The sequence below is a fragment of the Streptomyces dangxiongensis genome (genome assembly GCF_003675325.1).
Taxonomy (GTDB): domain Bacteria; phylum Actinomycetota; class Actinomycetes; order Streptomycetales; family Streptomycetaceae; genus Streptomyces; species Streptomyces dangxiongensis.
In genome coordinates, this window is sequence record NZ_CP033073.1 from 3247839 (window position 1) to 3267494 (window position 19656).

The 19656-nt window shown below is 66.9% G+C and carries 27 protein-coding genes; all 27 read right to left on the minus strand.

Going from position 1 to position 19656, the window contains the following annotated elements:
- Positions 1–16: 16 nt before the first annotated feature.
- A complete protein-coding gene (locus D9753_RS14280; RefSeq protein ID WP_121787369.1) occupies positions 17–679 on the minus strand; it encodes an adenylate kinase in 663 nt (220 codons plus the stop codon).
- Positions 679–1995 (minus strand): preprotein translocase subunit SecY, encoded by a 1317-nt coding sequence (gene secY / locus D9753_RS14285; protein WP_121787370.1) that lies wholly within the window; start codon positions 1993–1995, stop codon positions 679–681. Before secY ends, D9753_RS14280 begins: the two co-directional genes overlap by 1 nt.
- Positions 1996–2185: 190 nt before the next feature.
- Positions 2186–2641: a 50S ribosomal protein L15 gene (gene rplO, locus D9753_RS14290; protein ID WP_121787371.1), complete on the minus strand. Its 456-nt coding sequence runs from the start codon at positions 2639–2641 to the stop codon at positions 2186–2188.
- Between the two features lie 2 nt (positions 2642–2643).
- Positions 2644–2826 carry a 50S ribosomal protein L30 gene (gene rpmD, locus D9753_RS14295; protein WP_003998814.1) on the minus strand — a complete coding sequence of 61 codons (183 nt, stop codon included), beginning with the start codon at positions 2824–2826 and terminating at the stop codon, positions 2644–2646.
- On the minus strand, positions 2826–3434 hold the full coding sequence (gene rpsE / locus D9753_RS14300) for a 30S ribosomal protein S5 (protein WP_007384078.1): 609 nt from the start codon (positions 3432–3434) through the stop codon (positions 2826–2828). The genes rpmD and rpsE overlap by 1 nt, the downstream gene beginning before the upstream one ends.
- 65 nt (positions 3435–3499) lie before the next feature.
- On the minus strand, positions 3500–3883 hold the full coding sequence (rplR, locus tag D9753_RS14305) for a 50S ribosomal protein L18 (RefSeq protein WP_030174556.1): 384 nt from the start codon (positions 3881–3883) through the stop codon (positions 3500–3502).
- A gap of 3 nt (positions 3884–3886) precedes the next feature.
- Positions 3887–4426 carry a 50S ribosomal protein L6 gene (gene rplF, locus D9753_RS14310; protein WP_121787372.1) on the minus strand — a complete coding sequence of 180 codons (540 nt, stop codon included), beginning with the start codon at positions 4424–4426 and terminating at the stop codon, positions 3887–3889.
- Between the two features lie 24 nt (positions 4427–4450).
- The gene (rpsH, locus tag D9753_RS14315) at positions 4451–4849 is read right to left on the minus strand and encodes a 30S ribosomal protein S8 (RefSeq protein WP_007384075.1); all 399 of its coding nucleotides are present in this window, start codon (positions 4847–4849) and stop codon (positions 4451–4453) included.
- Between the two features lie 208 nt (positions 4850–5057).
- Complete coding sequence (locus D9753_RS14325) at positions 5058–5243, minus strand: type Z 30S ribosomal protein S14 (RefSeq protein ID WP_003948630.1); 186 nt, start codon at positions 5241–5243, stop codon at positions 5058–5060.
- A gap of 5 nt (positions 5244–5248) precedes the next feature.
- Positions 5249–5806 carry a 50S ribosomal protein L5 gene (rplE, locus tag D9753_RS14330; protein WP_121787373.1) on the minus strand — a complete coding sequence of 186 codons (558 nt, stop codon included), beginning with the start codon at positions 5804–5806 and terminating at the stop codon, positions 5249–5251.
- A complete protein-coding gene (rplX, locus tag D9753_RS14335; RefSeq protein ID WP_121787374.1) occupies positions 5806–6129 on the minus strand; it encodes a 50S ribosomal protein L24 in 324 nt (107 codons plus the stop codon). The genes rplE and rplX overlap by 1 nt, the downstream gene beginning before the upstream one ends.
- A 2-nt stretch (positions 6130–6131) precedes the next feature.
- Positions 6132–6500, minus strand: a complete 369-nt coding sequence (gene rplN / locus D9753_RS14340) for a 50S ribosomal protein L14 (RefSeq protein WP_003998823.1) — start codon at positions 6498–6500, stop codon at positions 6132–6134.
- 97 nt (positions 6501–6597) lie between these two features.
- Positions 6598–6885, minus strand: a complete 288-nt coding sequence (rpsQ, locus tag D9753_RS14345; RefSeq protein ID WP_030641193.1) for a 30S ribosomal protein S17 — start codon at positions 6883–6885, stop codon at positions 6598–6600.
- Positions 6885–7109: a 50S ribosomal protein L29 gene (rpmC, locus tag D9753_RS14350; protein ID WP_005481220.1), complete on the minus strand. Its 225-nt coding sequence runs from the start codon at positions 7107–7109 to the stop codon at positions 6885–6887. Before rpmC ends, rpsQ begins: the two co-directional genes overlap by 1 nt.
- Positions 7109–7528 (minus strand): 50S ribosomal protein L16, encoded by a 420-nt coding sequence (rplP, locus tag D9753_RS14355; RefSeq protein ID WP_004927269.1) that lies wholly within the window; start codon positions 7526–7528, stop codon positions 7109–7111. Before rplP ends, rpmC begins: the two co-directional genes overlap by 1 nt.
- A gap of 5 nt (positions 7529–7533) precedes the next feature.
- Positions 7534–8361, minus strand: a complete 828-nt coding sequence (gene rpsC / locus D9753_RS14360; protein ID WP_116148545.1) for a 30S ribosomal protein S3 — start codon at positions 8359–8361, stop codon at positions 7534–7536.
- Positions 8361–8708 carry a 50S ribosomal protein L22 gene (gene rplV, locus D9753_RS14365; protein WP_026252021.1) on the minus strand — a complete coding sequence of 116 codons (348 nt, stop codon included), beginning with the start codon at positions 8706–8708 and terminating at the stop codon, positions 8361–8363. Before rplV ends, rpsC begins: the two co-directional genes overlap by 1 nt.
- Positions 8709–8751: 43 nt before the next feature.
- Complete coding sequence (gene rpsS, locus D9753_RS14370; RefSeq protein ID WP_031076666.1) at positions 8752–9033, minus strand: 30S ribosomal protein S19; 282 nt, start codon at positions 9031–9033, stop codon at positions 8752–8754.
- Positions 9034–9045: 12 nt separating this feature from the next.
- Positions 9046–9882 (minus strand): 50S ribosomal protein L2, encoded by an 837-nt coding sequence (gene rplB, locus D9753_RS14375; protein ID WP_121787375.1) that lies wholly within the window; start codon positions 9880–9882, stop codon positions 9046–9048.
- A 40-nt stretch (positions 9883–9922) separates the two neighbouring features.
- Positions 9923–10342 (minus strand): 50S ribosomal protein L23, encoded by a 420-nt coding sequence (gene rplW, locus D9753_RS14380; protein ID WP_121787376.1) that lies wholly within the window; start codon positions 10340–10342, stop codon positions 9923–9925.
- Positions 10342–10998 carry a 50S ribosomal protein L4 gene (gene rplD / locus D9753_RS14385; RefSeq protein ID WP_121787377.1) on the minus strand — a complete coding sequence of 219 codons (657 nt, stop codon included), beginning with the start codon at positions 10996–10998 and terminating at the stop codon, positions 10342–10344. Before rplD ends, rplW begins: the two co-directional genes overlap by 1 nt.
- An 8-nt stretch (positions 10999–11006) precedes the next feature.
- Positions 11007–11651, minus strand: coding sequence for a 50S ribosomal protein L3 (gene rplC, locus D9753_RS14390; protein ID WP_046583594.1), 645 nt, complete (start codon positions 11649–11651; stop codon positions 11007–11009).
- 18 nt (positions 11652–11669) lie between these two features.
- Positions 11670–11978: a 30S ribosomal protein S10 gene (gene rpsJ, locus D9753_RS14395; protein WP_003948644.1), complete on the minus strand. Its 309-nt coding sequence runs from the start codon at positions 11976–11978 to the stop codon at positions 11670–11672.
- Between the two features lie 457 nt (positions 11979–12435).
- The gene (locus D9753_RS14400; protein ID WP_121787378.1) at positions 12436–15492 is read right to left on the minus strand and encodes a glycosyl hydrolase 115 family protein; all 3057 of its coding nucleotides are present in this window, start codon (positions 15490–15492) and stop codon (positions 12436–12438) included.
- A 177-nt stretch (positions 15493–15669) separates the two neighbouring features.
- A complete protein-coding gene (gene tuf, locus D9753_RS14405; protein ID WP_121787379.1) occupies positions 15670–16863 on the minus strand; it encodes an elongation factor Tu in 1194 nt (397 codons plus the stop codon).
- A 156-nt stretch (positions 16864–17019) separates the two neighbouring features.
- Positions 17020–19146 carry an elongation factor G gene (gene fusA, locus D9753_RS14410; protein ID WP_121787380.1) on the minus strand — a complete coding sequence of 709 codons (2127 nt, stop codon included), beginning with the start codon at positions 19144–19146 and terminating at the stop codon, positions 17020–17022.
- A gap of 39 nt (positions 19147–19185) precedes the next feature.
- Positions 19186–19656 (minus strand): 30S ribosomal protein S7, encoded by a 471-nt coding sequence (rpsG, locus tag D9753_RS14415; protein WP_121787381.1) that lies wholly within the window; start codon positions 19654–19656, stop codon positions 19186–19188.

Consider the following 19656-nt stretch of genomic DNA (forward strand, 5'->3'; position numbering starts at 1 on the left):
CCGGAAGGGCCGGGATCTACTGCTCGGCCTTCTCGCGCTTGAGGGCCTCCAGCGCCCGCTGCGTGATCTCGTCCACCGGGCCCAGGGAGGAGATCGTCACGACCAGGCCCTGCGCCTTGTAGTAGTCGATGATCGGCTCGGTCTGCGTGTGGTAGACCTCGAGCCGCTTACGGACGGTGTCCTCGGAGTCGTCGTCGCGCTGGTACAGCTCACCGCCGCAGACGTCGCAGACGCCCTCCTGCTTCGCCGGGCTGTACGTCACGTGGAAGACGTGCGAGGAGTCGTTGCGGCAGATGCGCCGGCCGGCGATCCGCTTGACGACCTCTTCCTCGGGGACCTCCAGGTCCAGGACCGCGTCCAGCGTGATCTCCTCGGTCTCCAGCAGCTCGTCCAGCGCCTGGGCCTGCGAGACATTGCGCGGGAAGCCGTCCAGCAGGAAACCGCCCTCGGCGTCCGGCTGCTCCATGCGGTCCTTGGCCATCGCGATGGTCACCTCGTCGGGTACGAGGTTGCCGGCGTCCATGTAGGACTTCGCGAGCTTGCCCAGCTCGGTCTGCTGGCTGATGTTGGCCCGGAACAGGTCGCCCGTGGAGATGTGCGGGATGGTCAGCTGCTCTGCGAGCCGGACGGCTTGCGTTCCCTTACCGGCACCCGGCGGCCCGACGAGGACGATACGCATCAGCGGAGGAACCCTTCGTAATTGCGCTGCTGGAGCTGGCTCTCGATCTGCTTCACCGTCTCGAGGCCGACACCCACGATGATGAGGATGCTGGTGCCGCCGAAGGGGAAGTTCTGGCTTGCCCCAAAGCCCACCAACGCCATTGTCGGTACGAGAGCGATCAGGCCCAGATACAGCGAACCCGGCCAGGTGATCCGGTTGAGCACGTAACTGAGGTACTCAGCGGTCGGTCGGCCAGCCCGGATGCCCGGGATGAAGCCACCATACTTCTTCATGTTGTCGGCGACTTCCTCGGGGTTGAAGGAGATCGCCACGTAGAAGAACGCGAAGAAAACGATCAGCAGGAAGTACGTGGTGATGTAGATCGGGTGGTCGCCCTTGGTCAGGTTCTGCTCGACCCAGGTCTTCCAGCCCGACTTGTCGTTCCCCGCGAACTGGGCGACCAGCGCCGGGATGTAGAGCAGCGACGAGGCGAAGATGACGGGGATCACACCCGCCTGGTTCACCTTGAGCGGGATGTAGGTGGACGTACCGCCGTAGGACCGACGGCCGATCATCCGCTTCGCGTACTGCACCGGGACGCGGCGCTGGGCCTGCTCGACGAAGACGACGAGCCCGACCATGACCAGGCCCACCGCGATGACGGTGCCGAACTCGATCCAGCCGCCGGCCAGCGTGCCCTGCTTCTTGATGGCCCACAGCGCGGACGGGAACGTCGCGGCGATCGAGATGAACATCAGGATCGACATGCCGTTGCCGATGCCGCGGTCGGTGACCAGTTCACCGAGCCACATCACGACGGCCGTACCCGCGGTCATGCAGATGACCATGGTGATCGTCGTGAAGATGGCCTGGTCGGGAACGATGCTCGACGCGACCGAGCAGCCGCTGAAGAGCGCGCCGCTGCGGGCGGTGGCGACCAGGCCGGTGCCCTGGAGGATGGCCAGCGCCACGGTGAGGTAGCGGGTGTACTGCGTGATCTTCGCCGTGCCGGCCTGGCCCTCCTTCTTCAGGGCCTCCAGACGCGGGATGACCACCGTCAGTAGCTGAAGGATGATGCTGGCGGTGATGTACGGCATGATGCCGAGCGCGAAGACCGTGATCTGGAGCAGCGCGCCACCGCTGAACATGTTCACGAGACCGAACAGGCCCTGGTTGCCCGACGCCTCGTTCACACACTTCTGGACGGCCTGGTAGTTGACGCCGGGGATGGGAATGTGGGTACCGACCCGGTAGACCACGATGATGCCCAGCGTGAAGAGCAGCTTCTTGCGCAGGTCGGGCGTCCTGAACGCCCGGGCGAACGCGGTGAGCACGGTGCCTCCTGCGACCCCCGCGCAACTGCGTCAAGGGTGACGGTCTGAGGTTCGACGAATACGAAAAAGAACAGTGCAGGCCACCATACCGGCGACACTGCCTCCCTAGGAACGACCAACCGGGGATACCTCATTGTGAGGTATCCCCGGTCGGGTTCGTTCTACGTCATCGAGGCGTCGCCTGAGCGACTCAGACGAGCTCGGTGACCGTGCCGCCGGCGGCGGTGATCTTCTCCTTGGCGGAACCGGAGACGGCGTCGACCGTCACCTGGAGCGCCACGGAGATCTCGCCCTGGCCGAGGACCTTGACGAGGCTGTTCTTGCGAACGGCACCCTTCGCGATCAGCGACTCGACGGTGACCTCACCACCCTCGGGGTAGAGAGAGGCCAGCTTGTCGAGGTTCACGACCTGGTACTCGGTCTTGAACGGGTTCTTGAAGCCCTTGAGCTTCGGGAGACGCATGTGGAGGGGCATCTGGCCACCCTCGAAGCGCTCCGGAACCTGGTAGCGGGCCTTCGTGCCCTTGGTACCACGACCGGCCGTCTTACCCTTCGACGCCTCACCGCGACCCACACGGGTCTTCGCGGTCTTGGCGCCCGGGGCGGGACGGAGGTTGTGGATCTTCAGCGGGTTGTTCTCCGCCATGATCAGTCGACCTCCTCGACCGTCACGAGGTGGCGGACGGTATGCACCATGCCGCGGAACTCGGGGCGGTCCTCCTTGACGACCACGGTGTTGATCCCCTTGAGACCAAGCGACCGCAGAGTGTCACGGTGGTTCTGCTTGCTGCCGATGTAGGACTTGACCTGCGTGATCTTGAGCTGAGCCATTACGCAGCACCAGCCCCGGCACGCGCACGCAGCAGAGCCGCGGGAGCGACGTCCTCGAGCGGCAGACCACGGCGAGCCGCGATCTCCTCGGGACGCTGAAGGCCCTTCAGGGCCGCTACGGTCGCGTGCACGATGTTGATCGCGTTGGACGAGCCGAGCGACTTCGACAGGATGTCGTGCACGCCGGCGCACTCGAGCACGGCTCGCACCGGGCCACCGGCGATGACGCCGGTACCGGGGGAGGCGGGCTTGAGCAGGACGACGCCCGCAGCCTTCTCACCCGTGATCGGGTGAGGGATGGTGCCCTGGATGCGGGGGACCTTGAAGAAGTGCTTCTTGGCCTCCTCAACACCCTTGGCGATGGCGGCCGGCACCTCCTTGGCCTTGCCGTATCCGACACCCACGGTGCCGTCACCGTCGCCCACCACGACCAGCGCGGTGAAGCTGAAGCGACGACCACCCTTCACAACCTTGGCGACGCGGTTGATCGCGACGACGCGCTCAACGTACGCGGTCTTCTCGGCGGCAGCTGCGCCGCCGTCACGGCCCTTCCGGTCCCGCCGCTCGCCGCCACCGGCACCGCCACCGCGGCGCTGGGGTCCAGCCATTGGAATTACCTCTCTCTGTCTCCGCTAGCTACGCAGCAACATAAGTCGCTGCCGCGACGGGCGACTCAGAACTTGAGTCCCGCTTCACGGGCGGCATCCGCCAGAGCGGCGATGCGCCCGGCGTACTGGTTGCCACCACGGTCGAATACGACGGCCTCGACGCCGGCGGCCTTGGCACGCTCGGCGACCAGGGCGCCGACCTGCTTGGCCTGCGCCGACTTGTCGCCCTCGCCACCGCGGATCGAGGTGTCCAGGGTGGACGCCGACGCAAGGGTGTGACCCTTGAGGTCGTCGATCACCTGGGCCACGATGTGGCGGTTGGAGCGGGTCACCACCAGGCGAGGACGCTCCGCCGTACCGGCGATCCGCTTGCGGATCCGGATGTGACGGCGCTTGATCGCGGCGCGCTTGTAGGCGTCGCCCTTGAGGATCTTCTGTCCGTATGCCATGGCTTACTTACCCGCCTTTCCGACCTTGCGGCGGATGACTTCGCCCTCGTACTTGACGCCCTTGGCCTTGTACGGGTCGGGCTTGCGCAGCTTGCGGATGTTGGCCGCAACCTCGCCGACCTTCTGCTTGTCGATGCCCTCGACCGAGAAACGCGTGGGCGCCTCGACCTTGAAGGTGATGCCTTCGGGGGCCTCGACCACGATCGGGTGGCTGTAGCCGAGCGCGAATTCGAGGTTCGCACCCTTGGCGGTCACTCGGTAACCGACACCACTGATCTCGAGCTTCTTCACGTAACCCGTGGTCACGCCGGTGATCATGTTCGCCACCAGCGTGCGGGACAGGCCGTGCAGGGCCTTGTTCTGACGCTCGTCGTTCGGGCGGGTGACGTTCAGAACGCCGTCCTCACCCTTGACGATCTCGATCGGTGCCACGACGGTGTGGGTCAGCTCGCCCTTGGGGCCCTTGACCTTGACCGTACGGCCGTCGATGGTGACGTCCACGCCGGCGGGAACCGCGATGGGGAGCTTGCCGATGCGCGACATAGCTGTTTCCTCCGTTCCCTTCCGCTACCAGACGTAGGCGAGGACTTCCCCACCCACGCCCTTCTTGCCGGCCTGCTTGTCGGTGAGGAGACCGTGCGACGTGGAGATGATCGCCACGCCCAGGCCGCCCAGCACCTTCGGCAGGTTGGTGGACTTCGCGTACACCCGGAGACCGGGCTTGGAGATGCGCTTGATCCCCGCGATGGAGCGCTCACGGTTGGGGCCGAACTTCAGCTCCAGGACGAGGTTCTTGCCGACTTCGGCGTCCTCGACCTTCCAGCCCGTGATGAAGCCCTCCTGCTGGAGGATCTCCGCGATGTGAGACTTGATCTTCGATGCCGGCATCGTCACGGAGTCGTGGTATGCCGAGTTCGCGTTCCGCAGACGCGTAAGCATGTCTGCGATCGGATCAGTCATGGTCATGAATTGGCCTTCGGCCTCTCTCGCCGGGGTTTCCTGGTGCGCCATCCCTCTCCCCGATCCGAGACGGGACGGGTGCGGCGCGGTGGACCTACGGCGTAGTAAGTCGTACGGGCGGCAGACGCCCAACCCCGCTAGCCTACGGCATGCGGGGACGGGCCTCTGCCTACCCAGATGCTTACCGAGAGCTTCCGGAATCCCTGGAAGGGGATTACCAGGAGCTCTTGGTCACGCCCGGCAGCTCGCCACGGTGAGCCATCTCACGAAGGCACACGCGGCACAGGCCGAACTTGCGGTACACGGAGTGCGGGCGGCCACAACGCTGGCAGCGGGTGTAGCCACGCACACCGAACTTCGGCTTGCGAGCAGCCTTAGCGATCAGAGCCTTCTTCGCCATCTCGCTCACGCCTCCTTGAACGGGAAGCCGAGGTGACGAAGGAGCGCGCGGCCCTCAGCGTCGTTGGTCGCCGTGGTGACCACGGTGATGTCCATACCCCGGACACGGTCGATCTTGTCCTGGTCGATCTCGTGGAACATGACCTGCTCCGTGAGACCGAAGGTGTAGTTGCCACGGCCGTCGAACTGCTTGGGGGACAGACCACGGAAGTCGCGGATGCGCGGCAGCGCGAGCGACAGGGTGCGGTCCAGGAACTCCCACATGCGGTCGCCACGAAGCGTGACATGGGCACCGATCGGCTGACCCTCACGCAGCTTGAACTGCGCGATGGACTTGCGGGCCTTGGTGACGGCCGGCTTCTGACCGGTGATCGTGGTGAGGTCGCGGATGGCGCCGTCGATCAGCTTGGAGTCGCGGGCGGCATCGCCCACACCCATGTTGACCACGATCTTGACGAGGCCGGGGATCTGCATGACGTTCTCGTACTTGAACTCGTCACGCAGCTTGCCCGCGATCTCCTCGCGGTACTTCTGCTTCAGACGCGGAGTCGTGGTGGTAGCCATCAGATGTCCTCACCCGTCCGCTTGGCAACGCGGATCTTGTTGCCCTCGTCGTCGAAGCGGTAACCGACGCGCGTGACGACCTTGTCGCCGTCCTTCTCCACGACCAACTGAACGTTGGAGACGTGGATCGGGGCCTCGGTGGTCACGATGCCGCCGGCCTGGGAACCGCTGGCGGTGGGGCCGGCCTTGGTGTGCTTCTTGACCCGGTTGACACCCTCGACCAGGACGCGGTCCTCGCGCGGGTAAGCGGCAATGACCTTGCCCTGCTTGCCCTTGTCCTTGCCGGTGATGACCTGGACCAGGTCGCCCTTCTTGATCTTCATGCTTACAGCACCTCCGGAGCCAGCGAGATGATCTTCATGAACTTCTTCTCGCGCAGCTCGCGCCCGACCGGGCCGAAGATGCGGGTGCCGCGAGGGTCACCGTCGTTCTTCAGAATGACGGCGGCGTTCTCGTCGAAGCGGATGTACGAGCCGTCCGGACGGCGGCGCTCCTTGACGGTGCGAACGATGACCGCCTTGACGACGTCACCCTTCTTCACGTTGCCACCGGGGATCGCGTCCTTGACGGTGGCGACGATGACGTCACCGATGCCCGCGTAGCGGCGACCGGAGCCACCGAGCACACGGATGCAAAGGATTTCCTTCGCACCAGTGTTGTCGGCGACGCGCAGTCGCGACTCCTGCTGGATCACGTCTATCTCCTGATCGTCTGCCGGTTCCCGGCAGGGGCCTCAGGTGAGGACCCCTGCCGAGCCTGGCGGAACTGACCTGCGGGTTTGCCCGCAGGAATTACTTGGCCTTCTCGAGGATCTCGACGACGCGCCAGCGCTTCGTCGCGGACAGCGGCCGGGTCTCCATGAGGAGGACGCGGTCGCCGACACCCGCGGCGTTCTGCTCGTCGTGGGCCTTGAGCTTGTTCGTACGGCGGATGACCTTGCCGTACAGCGCGTGCTTGACACGGTCCTCGACGGCGACGACGACGGTCTTGTCCATCTTGTCGCTGACGACCAGACCCTCACGGGTCTTGCGGAAACCGCGCGCTTCGGTGTTCTGCTCAGTCACGTTGCTCTCGCTCATCAGGCGCTCTCCACCGTCTCGATGCCCAGCTCGCGCTCACGCATCAGGGTGTAGATCCGCGCGATGTCCTTGCGGACGGCCTTGAGCCGACCGTGGTTCTCGAGCTGACCCGTCGCCGCCTGGAAGCGGAGGTTGAACAGCTCTTCCTTGGCTTCGCGGAGCTTGTTCAGCAGCTCCTCGTCACCCAGTTCGCGCAGCTCGGACGCCTTGGTACCGGCCGACATCACGCTTCACCTGCCTCGCGCTTGACGATCCGGCACTTCATCGGCAGCTTGTGGGCTGCGCGAGTAAGCGCCTCACGGGCGATCTTCTCGTTCGGGTAGGACAGTTCGAACATCACCCGGCCCGGGTGCACGTTCGCGATCCACCACTCGGGGGAACCCTTACCGGAACCCATGCGGGTCTCGGCGGGCTTCTTGGTCAGCGGGCGGTCCGGGTAGATGTTGATCCAGACCTTGCCGCCACGCTTGATGTGGCGGGTCATCGCGATACGAGCCGCCTCGATCTGGCGGTTGGTCACGTACGCCGGCGTGAGGGCCTGAATGCCGTACTCGCCGAACGCGACCGTCGTACCACCCTTGGCCTGACCGCGGCGCTTCGGGTGGTGCTGCTTGCGGTGCTTGACCCTACGGGGGATCAGCATGTCGGTCAGGCCTCCGTTCCGGTGCTCTCAGCCGGAGCGGACGCGGGAGCCTCGGCCTTGGGGGCCTCGGCGCCGGCAGCCTGCTGCGGCTTGCGACCGCGCCCGCCACGCTCGCCACCGCGGCCACCACGGGCCGGGCGGTCGGCGCCACCGCGGGCCGGGCGGTTACCCGCACGGGCAGCGGCGTTCTCGGCGCGGACCTCAGCGATGTTCTTGACATCGCCCTTGTAGATCCAGACCTTCACACCGATGCGGCCGAAGGTCGTCTTGGCCTCGAAGAAGCCGTAGTCCACGTTCGCGCGGAGCGTGTGCAGGGGCACGCGGCCCTCGCGGTAGAACTCCGAGCGGGACATCTCGGCGCCACCGAGGCGGCCACCGCACTGGATCTTGATGCCCTTGGCGCCGGCCTTCATGGCGGACTGCATGCTCTTGCGCATGGCCCGACGGAAGGAGACGCGGGAGGAGAGCTGCTCGGCGACGGCCTGGGCGACCAGCTGGGCATCGGTCTCGGGGTTCTTGACCTCGAGGATGTTCAGCTGGACCTGCTTGCCCGTGAGCTTCTCGAGGTCACCGCGGATGCGGTCGGCCTCGGCGCCACGGCGGCCGATGACGATGCCCGGACGAGCGGTGTGGATGTCCACACGCACGCGGTCACGGGTGCGCTCGATCTCCACCTTGGAGATGCCGGCGCGCTCCATGCCGGACGTCATCATCCGACGGATGGCGACGTCTTCCTTGACGTAGTCCTTGTACAGCTTGTCGGCGTACCAACGCGACTTGAAGTCGGTCGTGACACCGAGCCGGAACCCGTGCGGGTTTACCTTCTGGCCCATTACCGGGTTCCTTCCTTGCTGCTGACGACCACGGTGATGTGGCTGGTCCGCTTGCGGATCCGGTAGGCACGGCCCTGGGCACGCGGACGGAACCGCTTCAGGGTCGGGCCCTCGTCGACGTAGGCCTCGGAAATGACGAGGCTGTCGACGTCGGTGTGGTCGTAGTTGTGCGCGGCGTTGGCGATGGCGCTGTCGAGCACCTTGCCGACCGGCACGGAGGCGGCCTGCGGAGCGAATCGCAGGACGGCCTGGGCCTCCGTGGCGTCCATGCCACGGATGAGGTCCACCACGCGGCGGGCCTTCATGGGCGTGACGCGGATGTACCGCGCCTGGGCCCTGGCTTCCATGGTTGTCCCTTCAGTTACTTACGTGTCTGAATGCGATCCGCTGCTAGCGGCGCTTCGACTTCCGGTCATCCTTGACGTGGCCCCGGAAGGTGCGCGTCGGCGAGAACTCGCCGAGCTTGTGGCCGACCATCGACTCGGTGACGAACACCGGGATGTGGGTCTTGCCGTTGTGCACCGCGATCGTGTGGCCGAGCATCGCCGGGACGATCATCGAGCGACGGGACCAGGTCTTGATGACGTTCTTGGTGCCGGCTTCGTTCTGCGAGTCCACCTTCTTGATCAGGTGGTCGTCGACGAAGGGCCCCTTCTTCAAGCTACGAGGCATCTCAACCCGTCCTTAGCGCTTCTTGTTCGTCTTGCGGCGGCGGACGATGTACTTGTTCGACGCCTTCTTGGGCGAACGAGTACGGCCTTCCTTCTTGCCCCACGGGGACACGGGGTGGCGGCCACCGGAGGTCCGGCCCTCACCACCACCGTGCGGGTGGTCGACCGGGTTCATGACGACACCACGGACGGTCGGGCGAACGCCCAGCCACCGCTTGCGGCCCGCCTTGCCCCAGTTGATGTTGCTCTGCTCGGCGTTGCCGACCTCGCCGACGGTGGCGCGGCAGCGCACGTCGACCAGACGGATCTCACCGGACGGCATGCGCAGGTGGGCGTAGGCGCCCTCCTTCGCGAGGAGCTGCACGGAGGTACCGGCGGAGCGGGCGAACTTGGCACCGCCACCGGGACGGAGCTCGATCGCGTGGATCGTGGTACCGACCGGGATGTTGCGGAGGGCCAGGTTGTTGCCCGGCTTGATGTCGGCCCCGGGACCGTTCTCCACGGTGTCGCCCTGCTGGAGGTTACGCGGGGCGAGGATGTAGCGCTTCTCGCCGTCCGCGTAGTGCAGCAGCGCGATGCGCGCGGTGCGGTTGGGGTCGTACTCGATGTGCGCGACCTTGGCCGGCACGCCGTCCTTGTCGTGACGACGGAAGTCGATCACACGGTAGGCGCGCTTGTGTCCGCCACCCTGGTGGCGAACGGTCACACGACCGGCGTTGTTACGGCCGCCCTTGCTGTGCAGGGGACGGACCAGCGACTTCTCCGGCGTGGACCGCGTGACCTCGACGAAGTCGGCGACGCTGGCGCCACGACGGCCCGGCGTAGTCGGCTTGTACTTGCGGATTCCCATTTCTCAGTCCTCGTCCGATATCGGACGATCCGGACCGCCCTCAGGCGGTCGGACCGCCGAAGATGTCGATACGGTCGCCCTCGGCGAGGGTCACGATCGCGCGCTTGCTGCCGGCACGCTGACCGAAACCGGTCTTCGTGCGCTTGCGCTTGCCCTGGCGGTTGATCGTGTTGACCCCGGTGACCTTGACGTCGAAGACCGCCTGGACGGCCTGCTTGATCTGGGTCTTGTTGGCGCCCGGGGCGACGATGAACGTGTACTTGTTCTCGTCGAGGAGCGCGTAGCTCTTCTCGGAGACGACCGGCTTGAGCAGCACGTCACGGGGGTCCGTGAAGGACTTGCTCAGCGGGGTCTCGACCGTGTTCTTGCCCTCGGCGGCGTGACGGCGCGCCTTGGCGACGCGCGCGGCCTTGGCTGCCTTGGCGGCCTTCGAGGCGATAGCGGGGTGACGGATGGCCATCAGACCTCGCTCCCTTCGGTGTCAGTGGCCTTCGGGCCGGACACGAAGGACTCGAAAGCGGCCTGGGTGAAGACCACGTCGTCCGAGACGAGAACGTCGTACGTGTTCAGCTGGCCCGGCTCCAGGATGTGGACCTGGGGCAGGTTGCGGGCGGACAGCCACGCGGCCTCGTCGGCGCGCTCGACGACCAGGAGCAGGTTCTTGCGCTCCGAGATCTTGCCGAACAGGCTCCTGGCGGCCTTCGTGCTGGGGTTCGCGCCCTCGATCACGCCGGAGACGACGTGGATGCGGTTGTGACGCGCCCGGTCGGTGAGGGCGTGGCGCAGGGCCGCGGCCTTCATCTTCTTCGGGGTGCGCTGCGAGTAGTCACGCGGCACGGGACCGTGCACGACGCCACCACCGGCGAACTGCGGCGCGCGGGTCGAGCCCTGACGGGCGCGACCGGTGCCCTTCTGGCGGTACGGCTTCTTGCCACCGCCGCGGACCTCGCCACGCCTCTTGGTCTTGTGGGTGCCCTGGCGGGCAGCGGCCAGCTGCGCGACGACGACCTGGTGGATCAGCGGAATGCTGATCTTTTCCACGTCGAAGATCTCCGCGGGGAGCTCGACGGTACCGGCCTTGTCGCCCGCCGGCGAAAGGATGTCAACAGTGCTCATCGGTTACCTCAGGCCCCCTTGGCCGCGGTGCGGACCAGGACGAGGCCGCCGTTCGGACCGGGAACCGCGCCCTTGATGAGCAGCAGACCCTTCTCCGCGTCAACGGCGTGGACGGTCAGGTTCTGGGTGGTGACCCGCTCGTTGCCCATGCGACCCGCCATACGGAGGCCCTTGAACACACGGCCCGGGGTGGCACAGCCACCGATGGAGCCGGGGGAGCGGTGCTTGCGCTGGGTGCCGTGTCCGGCGCCGAGGCCCTTGAAGTTGTGACGCTTCATGACACCGGCGAAGCCCTTGCCCTTGCTCTTGCCGGTCACGTCGACCTTCACGCCGGCCTCGAACACCTCAGCGGTGATCTCCTGGCCCAGCGTGTACTCGGAGGCGTCCGCGGTGCGGATCTCGACGAGGTGGCGGCGGGGAGTGACGTCGGCCTTGGCGAAGTGGCCCTTGAGGGGCTTGTTCACCTTGCGCGGGTCGATCTCGCCGAAGGCGATCTGGACCGACTCGTAGCCGTCGACATCGTTCGTACGAACCTGGGTGACGACGTTGGGGCCGGCCTTGACGACGGTGACCGGAACAACACGGTTGTTCTCGTCCCACACCTGCGTCATGCCGAGCTTCTCGCCCAGGATGCCCTTGATCTGCTTAGTCATCTCTCAGATCACCCGGCCTCAGAGCTTGATCTCGATGTCGACACCGGCCGGGAGGTCGAGTCGCATCAGAGAGTCAACGGTCTTGGGCGTCGGGTCGAGGATGTCGATCAGGCGCTTGTGCGTGCGCATCTCGAAGTGCTCGCGCGAGTCCTTGTACTTGTGCGGCGACTTGATGACGCAGTACACGTTCTTCTCAGTGGGCAGCGGCACCGGGCCCGCGACCGACGCACCCGTGCGCGTCACCGTCTCGACGATCTTCTTCGCCGAAGAGTCGATGACCTCGTGGTCGTAGGCCTTGAGCCGAATGCGGATCTTCTGTCCCGCCATGGCTACTCAGTAGTCCTGTCTCTTCTCACGCTCTGGAACCCGGTGGTTCCGTATCCTTCCTTCCGACCCACGCGGTCGGGCGTGTCGCGTTCCCGCTGACACGGATGTCCCTTGTTCGAACATCCCTGCGGGGGAATGCACACGGCCCTTCCGGAACCGTAGGCCGGGGGCGGAAGGCCCACCGGATGCCTGGCCGTTGCCGCACTGCACTTCCCGAAAGATTCCCGTACGTCCGTCCCAGCGCTGCCGTGGTGGCAGTTAGGACGACGAGTACTGTGGGACTCGCTTCCGGTCCTCCCGGCGGGAGGCGCGCAGCATCAACACTCGACCGAGCAACTCGGACAGTCTGCCACACAAGACCGGGGCTCCGCCAATCGAGCGGAAGAGATTACCCCGAGAGTGACGTAGGTCAAACCCGGAACGGCCGGTCCCCCGGTCCGGACGCGCCGGTGGTCCGTCAGCCGTTCCGCACCCGCCGGCTCTCCAACGGGCCCAGATACAGGGCCGGCAGGCCGCCCGTGTCGATCAGCAGGCGTTGGAGCACCACCGTCGGGTCGACCATCCAGAACCTCAGCGGCTGGGCTCCGGTCCTCGTCAGCGTGTGCCGGGTGGCCGTCGCGTTGATGTTGTCCGAGGTGTGCCGGGCCCAGACCGCGTTCAGCGTGCCGTCGTCGGCGCCCTCGGTGATGTCCACGGTGCGGACGGGGCCGTCGTCGAGCGAGATGCCGTAGCGCAGGCCCGCCGTTCCGGGCAGGGACGGGTTGCGGGGGGAGAGGTGGGCCCAGACCGTCACCTCGGTGCCGGGCTCCGCCAGGAGGGTGACCTCGTACTCCAGGTGCGGGGAGGAGCCGCCGGGGGTGCGGCGGGCCGCGGTCACCGGCCAGGGGGTCATGCCCGCGCCCGTACGTCCGATGCCGTCCAACCGGCGCCACGGGCCGACCGCGCGGTCGTGGTGCTCGGCGTCGATCGCCACGTATCCGCCGGCCTCGACGAATCCCCGCAGCTCGCTCGGCGCCGGCCGGTCCCTCACGCAGCGCACCGGCACGGAGGAACCGGCTCCGGTCACGGTCAGCGTCGCCTCCGCGCGGCCCGTGGGGGCCCGCGTCCAGTCCACGTCCACCTCCAGCCGGACCTGCTGTCCGACCCGGCCGTGCGGGCGGTCCACGCGCAGCCAGGGCGCCGACGTCCGCACCTCGTAGGTGAAGGGGGTCCGGCCCCGGTTGAAGATCTCCACGTACTGCCGGGGGCGGGTCTGGTACGGGCTGAACGACGGCAGCACCGCCTCCCCGCCGTGCGCGGCGCCTCCCGGCCACCACTCCCCCGCGTCCTCCGCACCGTCGACCGAGACGCCCAGCTCCGCCGCCTGTGGCACCTCGATGCGCCGGACGGCCGGGAAGAGCACGTCGGGCAGGGCGACGTTGTCCTTCTCCGGCTGCTGCCAGCCCGCGTCGGGCCCGTACCGGTCCACGTCCCCGTAGTCGATGTGCGGCTGGGTCTGGAAGCCCCGCCATTTCCCGTCCGCCACCGCGGAGTTGAAGCGGTCGGCCAGCGCGAGATCGCGGGCCAGCGCCGCTTCCGCCCGTGCCGCGCGGTCGTTGGCGGTGGAGCGGCCCTGCCGGGCGTGGAGCAGGTTGGTGAACTCGGCCTCCCGCAGCGCGTACAGGTTCGCGGTGGCCGTCACCGCGTAACCGGCCAGTTGGAACCAGGCGTCCCGCAGCCGAGCGGGCAGCCGGCGCTCGATGTCCTGCGCGCGGCGGCCCAGTTCCCGCCACTCGGCGGTGACCCGCTCCAGCTCCCGGTGTGCGAAGTAGTACGGGCTCTGCCGGTCGTCATTGACCACCGTCCCGCCGGATCCGGTGATCCGGCGGTTGAGGAGTTCGGGTTTGCGGCGGGCCTGGAGCCGGCCGTAATCCGCCAGGAGCGAGGCGATCTGCCGCGCCTGGGCGTCGCCGAAGTTCTGGCGGGCGTAGCGCTCCTCCCACTCCGCCAGGCGCTCCGGGGGCCGGGCGGCGGGGTTCCAGGCGTACGTCAGGAAGAACTCGGTGGGCAGTTCGTTGCCCTTGAGGTCGCCGACGTTGGCCACCCACAGGCCGTGGTTGCCGTAGGCGTGGGCCTGGTGGAGCTGGTCCAGGACGTTGCGCAGGTTCGCCGTGTCGACCCACTTGTAGTTGCGGCCGGCGCCGACGTAGTCGAAGTGGTAGTAGAGGCCGTAGCCGCCGGCGCGGGGACCGTCCGGGTGCTTGCGGATGTTGCCCCAGTTGTCGTCGGTGAGGACCACGGTGACGTCGCCGGGTGCGCGCAGGCCCCGGTCCCAGTAGCGCTGCACCTCCTTGTACAGCGTCCACACCTGCGGGGTCTCGGACGCCGGCCGTCCGGTCACCTCCTCGATGATGCGGCGCTGGTCGGCGATGATCTGCTGCATCAGTTCGATGCCGTCGCCGTCGGGGAGGCCGGTGTCGCCGTTGCCCCGCATCCCGAGGGTCACCACGCCCTCGAAGCCCTGGTCGGCCATGCGCTGGATGCCGGCGCGCCAGTACCGGCGGACGGCTTCCGCGTTGCGGCGGTAGGACCATTCGCCGTTGCCCCCGTAGGGGTCCGTCCCGGAGCCGGCGTGCCGGTTCCACTCCTCGATGCCCCGCATCATCGGCGCCTCGTGCGAGGTGCCCATGACGATGCCGTACTCGGCCGCCCGCCGGTGGTTCTCCGGGTCGTCCTCCGCGAAGGCCCGGCCCCAGACCGCCGGCCACAGGTAGTTGCCCTTCAGGCGCAGCAGCACCTCGAACACCTTGGCGTAGAAGTCGGCGTTGAAGCCGTTGGGGTGACCGGGCGCCTTCCCGGGTCCGAAGTACGCCGGCGCCCAGGTGCCGAGTGCCGGGTTCTCGTCGTTGACGAAGATCCCGCGGTACCGCACCACCGGGGTCCCCTGGGTGAAGCGGCCGGCCTTCACCCACACCGCGTCGCGCCGGGCCGGCGGCACGTCGTCCCACCAGTGCCAGGGCGAGACGCCGATGCCGTACGAGACGTCGTACGCCCCGAAGACGGTCCCCCGCGGATCGCTGCCCGCGATCACGAACGCCCGCTCCACGCCGGGCAGCGGCCGGTCCACGACCGTCTGGAGCGAGGTCTCCCACTTCCCGCGCACGCCCGTGACGTCCAGCTTCCCGGAGCGGATCAGCCCGTCGATCAGTGGGCTGCGGCCGATCGTGCCGAGCAGGACCGGGAAGCGGCCGAGGGCGGCGCCCGGGCGCACGCCCGTCACCCGGGCGAGGTCGTCCCGGAGGTCACCGGCGACGCGGACGACGCCGGGGTGGTCCTCGGGGCTGACCACCACGGGCGCGCCGACGAGGGAGAACACGCCGTCCGTGAAGGAGATGTACGCCCCCGGGTCCGTCACCCGTGGCCCCTCCCCCGCGGCCGACACGGTCCCCGGCGTTCCCACCGGCAGCGCGGCCAGTCCGGCGCTCAGGACCGACCCGCCCACTACCGTCCTGCGGCTGACGTGCGCAGACGACATGTGTCACCCCTCCAGCACCTATTTGGTCAGTGGCATGACAAATAGTGGGTGCCGGGAACCGCGGGGGGAACGGGTCGTACGCGCCGAATAGTTTCGGGGCACACGCAGAGGAGGCCCGTACGACCGGAGTCGTACGGGCCTCCCCTAGGTCAGCAGGTGACCTGGAGCAAGCGGAGCTTACTTCAGGATCTTGGTGACCTGGCCGGCGCCCACCGTGCGACCACCCTCACGGATGGCGAACTTCAGGCCCTCTTCCATGGCGACGGGCTGGATGAGCGCCACCGTCATCTCGGTGTTGTCACCCGGCATGACCATCTCGGTGCCCTCGGGGAGGGTCACCACGCCGGTCACGTCCGTCGTCCGGAAGTAGAACTGCGGACGGTAGTTGTTGAAGAACGGCGTGTGGCGGCCACCCTCGTCCTTGGACAGGATGTAGGCCTGCGCCTCGAACTCGGTGTGCGGGGTGACCGAGCCCGGCTTGATGATGACCTGGCCGCGCTCGACGTCCTCGCGCTTGATGCCACGGAGGAGCAGACCGACGTTCTCACCGGCCTGGCCCTCGTCGAGCAGCTTGCGGAACATCTCGATACCGGTGACCGTGGTGGTGGTCTTCTCGGTCTTGATGCCGATGATGTCGACGGTCTCGTTGACCTTCAGGACACCACGCTCGATACGGCCGGTGACGACCGTACCGCGACCGGTGATCGTGAAGACGTCCTCGATCGGCATGAGGAACGGCTTGTCGACCTCGCGCTCCGGCTGCGGGATCGACTCGTCGACGGCGCTCATCAGGTTGAGGACCGAGTCCACCCACTCCTTCTCGCCCTCAAGGGCCTTCAGAGCGGACACCTTGACGACCGGGAGGTCGTCGCCGGGGAACTCGTACTCGGAGAGGAGCTCACGAACCTCGAGCTCGACGAGCTCCAGGATCTCCTCGTCGTCCACCATGTCGGCCTTGTTCAGGGCGACGACGATGTAGGGGACGCCGACCTGACGGGCCAGGAGCACGTGCTCCTTGGTCTGCGGCATCGGGCCGTCGGTGGCGGCGACCACCAGGATCGCGCCATCCATCTGCGCGGCACCGGTGATCATGTTCTTGATGTAGTCCGCGTGACCAGGGCAGTCGACGTGGGCGTAGTGACGCGCCTCGGTCTGGTACTCGACGTGCGCGATGGAGATGGTGATACCGCGCTGACGCTCCTCGGGCGCCTTGTCGATGTTGTCGAACGGGGTGGCCTCGTTCAGGTCCGGGTACGCGTCGTGCAGCACCTTGGTAATGGCGGCCGTGAGGGTCGTCTTACCGTGGTCGATGTGACCGATGGTGCCGATGTTGACGTGCGGCTTAGTCCGCTCGAACTTCGCCTTCGCCACTGGGGTCCTCCTGTGGAGTGGTTCTGTACGCCTTACTTCATCGGCGCCAGGTGATCTTTGCTGTAAAGGCCCGGAACCCGGGGCGAACATCCGTGTTTGCGGTTGTTTGCCCCATGAGGCTCCGGAGTCAAGCCTACGGCGTGTTAACGCGGTGCGTTACTCGCCCTTGGCCTTCGCGATGATCTCCTCGGCGACGTTCCGCGGAACCTCGGCGTAGGAGTCGAACTGCATCGAGTAGCTTGCGCGACCCGACGTCTTGCTGCGGAGGTCGCCCACGTAGCCGAACATCTCCGACAGGGGCACGAGGCCCTTCACGACGCGGGCACCAGCCCGCTCCTCCATGGCCTGGATCTGACCACGGCGGGAGTTGATGTCGCCGATGACCTCACCCATGTAGTCCTCGGGCGTGGTGACCTCTACGGCCATCATCGGCTCGAGCAGCACGGGGCTGGCCTTGCGCGCGGCCTCCTTGAAGGCCTGCGAACCGGCGATCTTGAAGGCGAGCTCGGAGGAGTCGACCTCGTGGTAGGCGCCGTCGTGGAGGATGACGCGCACGCCGGTCATCTCGTAACCGGCGAGGATGCCGAACTGCATGGCCTCCTGCGCACCGGCGTCCACCGAAGGGATGTACTCCTTCGGGATGCGGCCGCCGGTCACCTTGTTCACGAACTCGTACGAGGTGTCGCCGGCCTCGAGCGGCTCGATGCCGATCTGCACCTTCGCGAACTGACCGGTACCACCGGTCTGCTTCTTGTGGGTGTAGTCGACGCGCTCGACGGCCTTGCGGATCGTCTCACGGTAGGCCACCTGCGGCTTACCGACGTTGGCCTCGACCTTGAACTCACGGCGCATACGGTCGACCAGCACCTCGAGGTGCAGCTCGCCCATGCCACCGATGATGGTCTGGCCGGTCTCCTCGTCCGAGTGGACCTGGAAGGACGGGTCCTCCTCGGCCAGGCGCTGGATCGCGATGCCCAGCTTCTCCTGGTCGCCCTTCGACTTGGGCTCGATGGCGACCTGGATGACCGGCGCCGGGAAGTCCATGGACTCCAGGATCACCGGCTGCTTGTCGTCGCACAGCGTCTCGCCGGTCGTGGTCTGCTTCAGGCCCATGACCGCGACGATGTCGCCGGCGCCCACCGAGTCGATCTCCTCACGCTTGTTCGCGTGCATGCGGTAGATCTTGCCGATGCGCTCCTTCTTGCCCTTGACGGAGTTCAGCACCGAGGTGCCGGACTCCAGGCGGCCGGAGTACACGCGGACGAAGGTGAGCTTGCCGAGGTGCGGGTCGCTCATGATCTTGAACGCCAGCGCCGACAGCGGCTCCTCGTCGGACGGCTTGCGCTTGACGACCGTCTCCGGGTCCTTGACGTCGTGGCCCTCGATGGCCTCGATGTCGACCGGGGACGGCAGGTAGCGCACGACCGCGTCGAGCAGGGGCTGGACGCCCTTGTTCTTGAACGCGGTGCCGCAGAACACCGGGGTCACCGTGGTGCCGGTGCCCTTGCCGGAGGCGATGGTGATACGACGGATCGCGGCGTAGAGCTGCTCCACGGAAGGCTCCTCGCCCTCCAGGTACAGCTCCATGATCTCTTCGTCGTTCTCCGCGACGGCCTCGAGCAGCTTGCCGCGCCACTCCTCGGCAGCCTCGGTGTGCGTGGCCGGGATGTCGACGGTGTCGTACATCTCGCCCTTGGTGGCCTCGGCGGACCAGACCAGGGCCTTCATCGTCACGAGGTCGACGACGCCCTTGAAGTCGGCCTCGGCACCGATCGGGAGCTGCATGACGATCGGCTGAGCGCCGAGGCGGTCAGAGATCATGTCGACGCAGCGGTGGAACTCGGCACCGGTGCGGTCGAGCTTGTTGACGAAGCAGATGCGCGGGACGCCGTAGCGGTCCGCCTGACGCCACACGGTCTCGGACTGCGGCTCCACGCCGGCGACACCGTCGAACACCGTCACGGCACCGTCGAGGACGCGCAGCGAGCGCTCCACCTCGACGGTGAAGTCGACGTGACCCGGGGTGTCGATGATGTTGATGGTGTGGTCGACGTCCTCCAGCGGCCAGTGACAGGTGGTGGCAGCAGAGGTGATCGTGATGCCACGCTCCTGCTCCTGCTCCATCCAGTCCATGGTCGCAGCGCCGTCGTGGACCTCACCGATCTTGTACGACACACCGGTGTAGAACAGGATCCGCTCGGTGGTGGTCGTCTTGCCCGCGTCGATGTGGGCCATGATCCCGATGTTGCGGACCTTGGCCAGGTCAAGTGAAGTGGTAGCCATAAGGCTTCAGTCTTCTCTCGGTCTCGATGTGGGTAGCGACTACCAGCGGTAGTGCGCGAAGGCCTTGTTGGACTCGGCCATCTTGTGGGTGTCCTCACGCTTCTTCACAGCGGCGCCGAGGCCGTTGGACGCGTCGAGGAGCTCGTTCAGCAGACGCTCGGTCATGGTCTTCTCGCGACGGGCGCGGGAGTAACCGACGAGCCAGCGCAGCGCCAGGGTGTTGGCACGGCCGGGCTTTACCTCGACCGGGACCTGGTAGGTGGCGCCACCGACACGGCGGGACTTGACCTCGATGGTCGGCTTGATGTTCTCGAGAGCGCGCTTGAGCGTGATGACCGGGTCGTTGCTGGTCTTCTCGCGCAGACCCTCCATGGCGCCGTACACGATGCGCTCGGCGGTGGAGCGCTTGCCGTTCAGCAGCACCTTGTTGATCAGCGACGTGACAAGAGGAGAACCGTAGACCGGGTCGATGATGACCGGGCGCTTCGGGGCGGGGCCCTTACGAGGCAT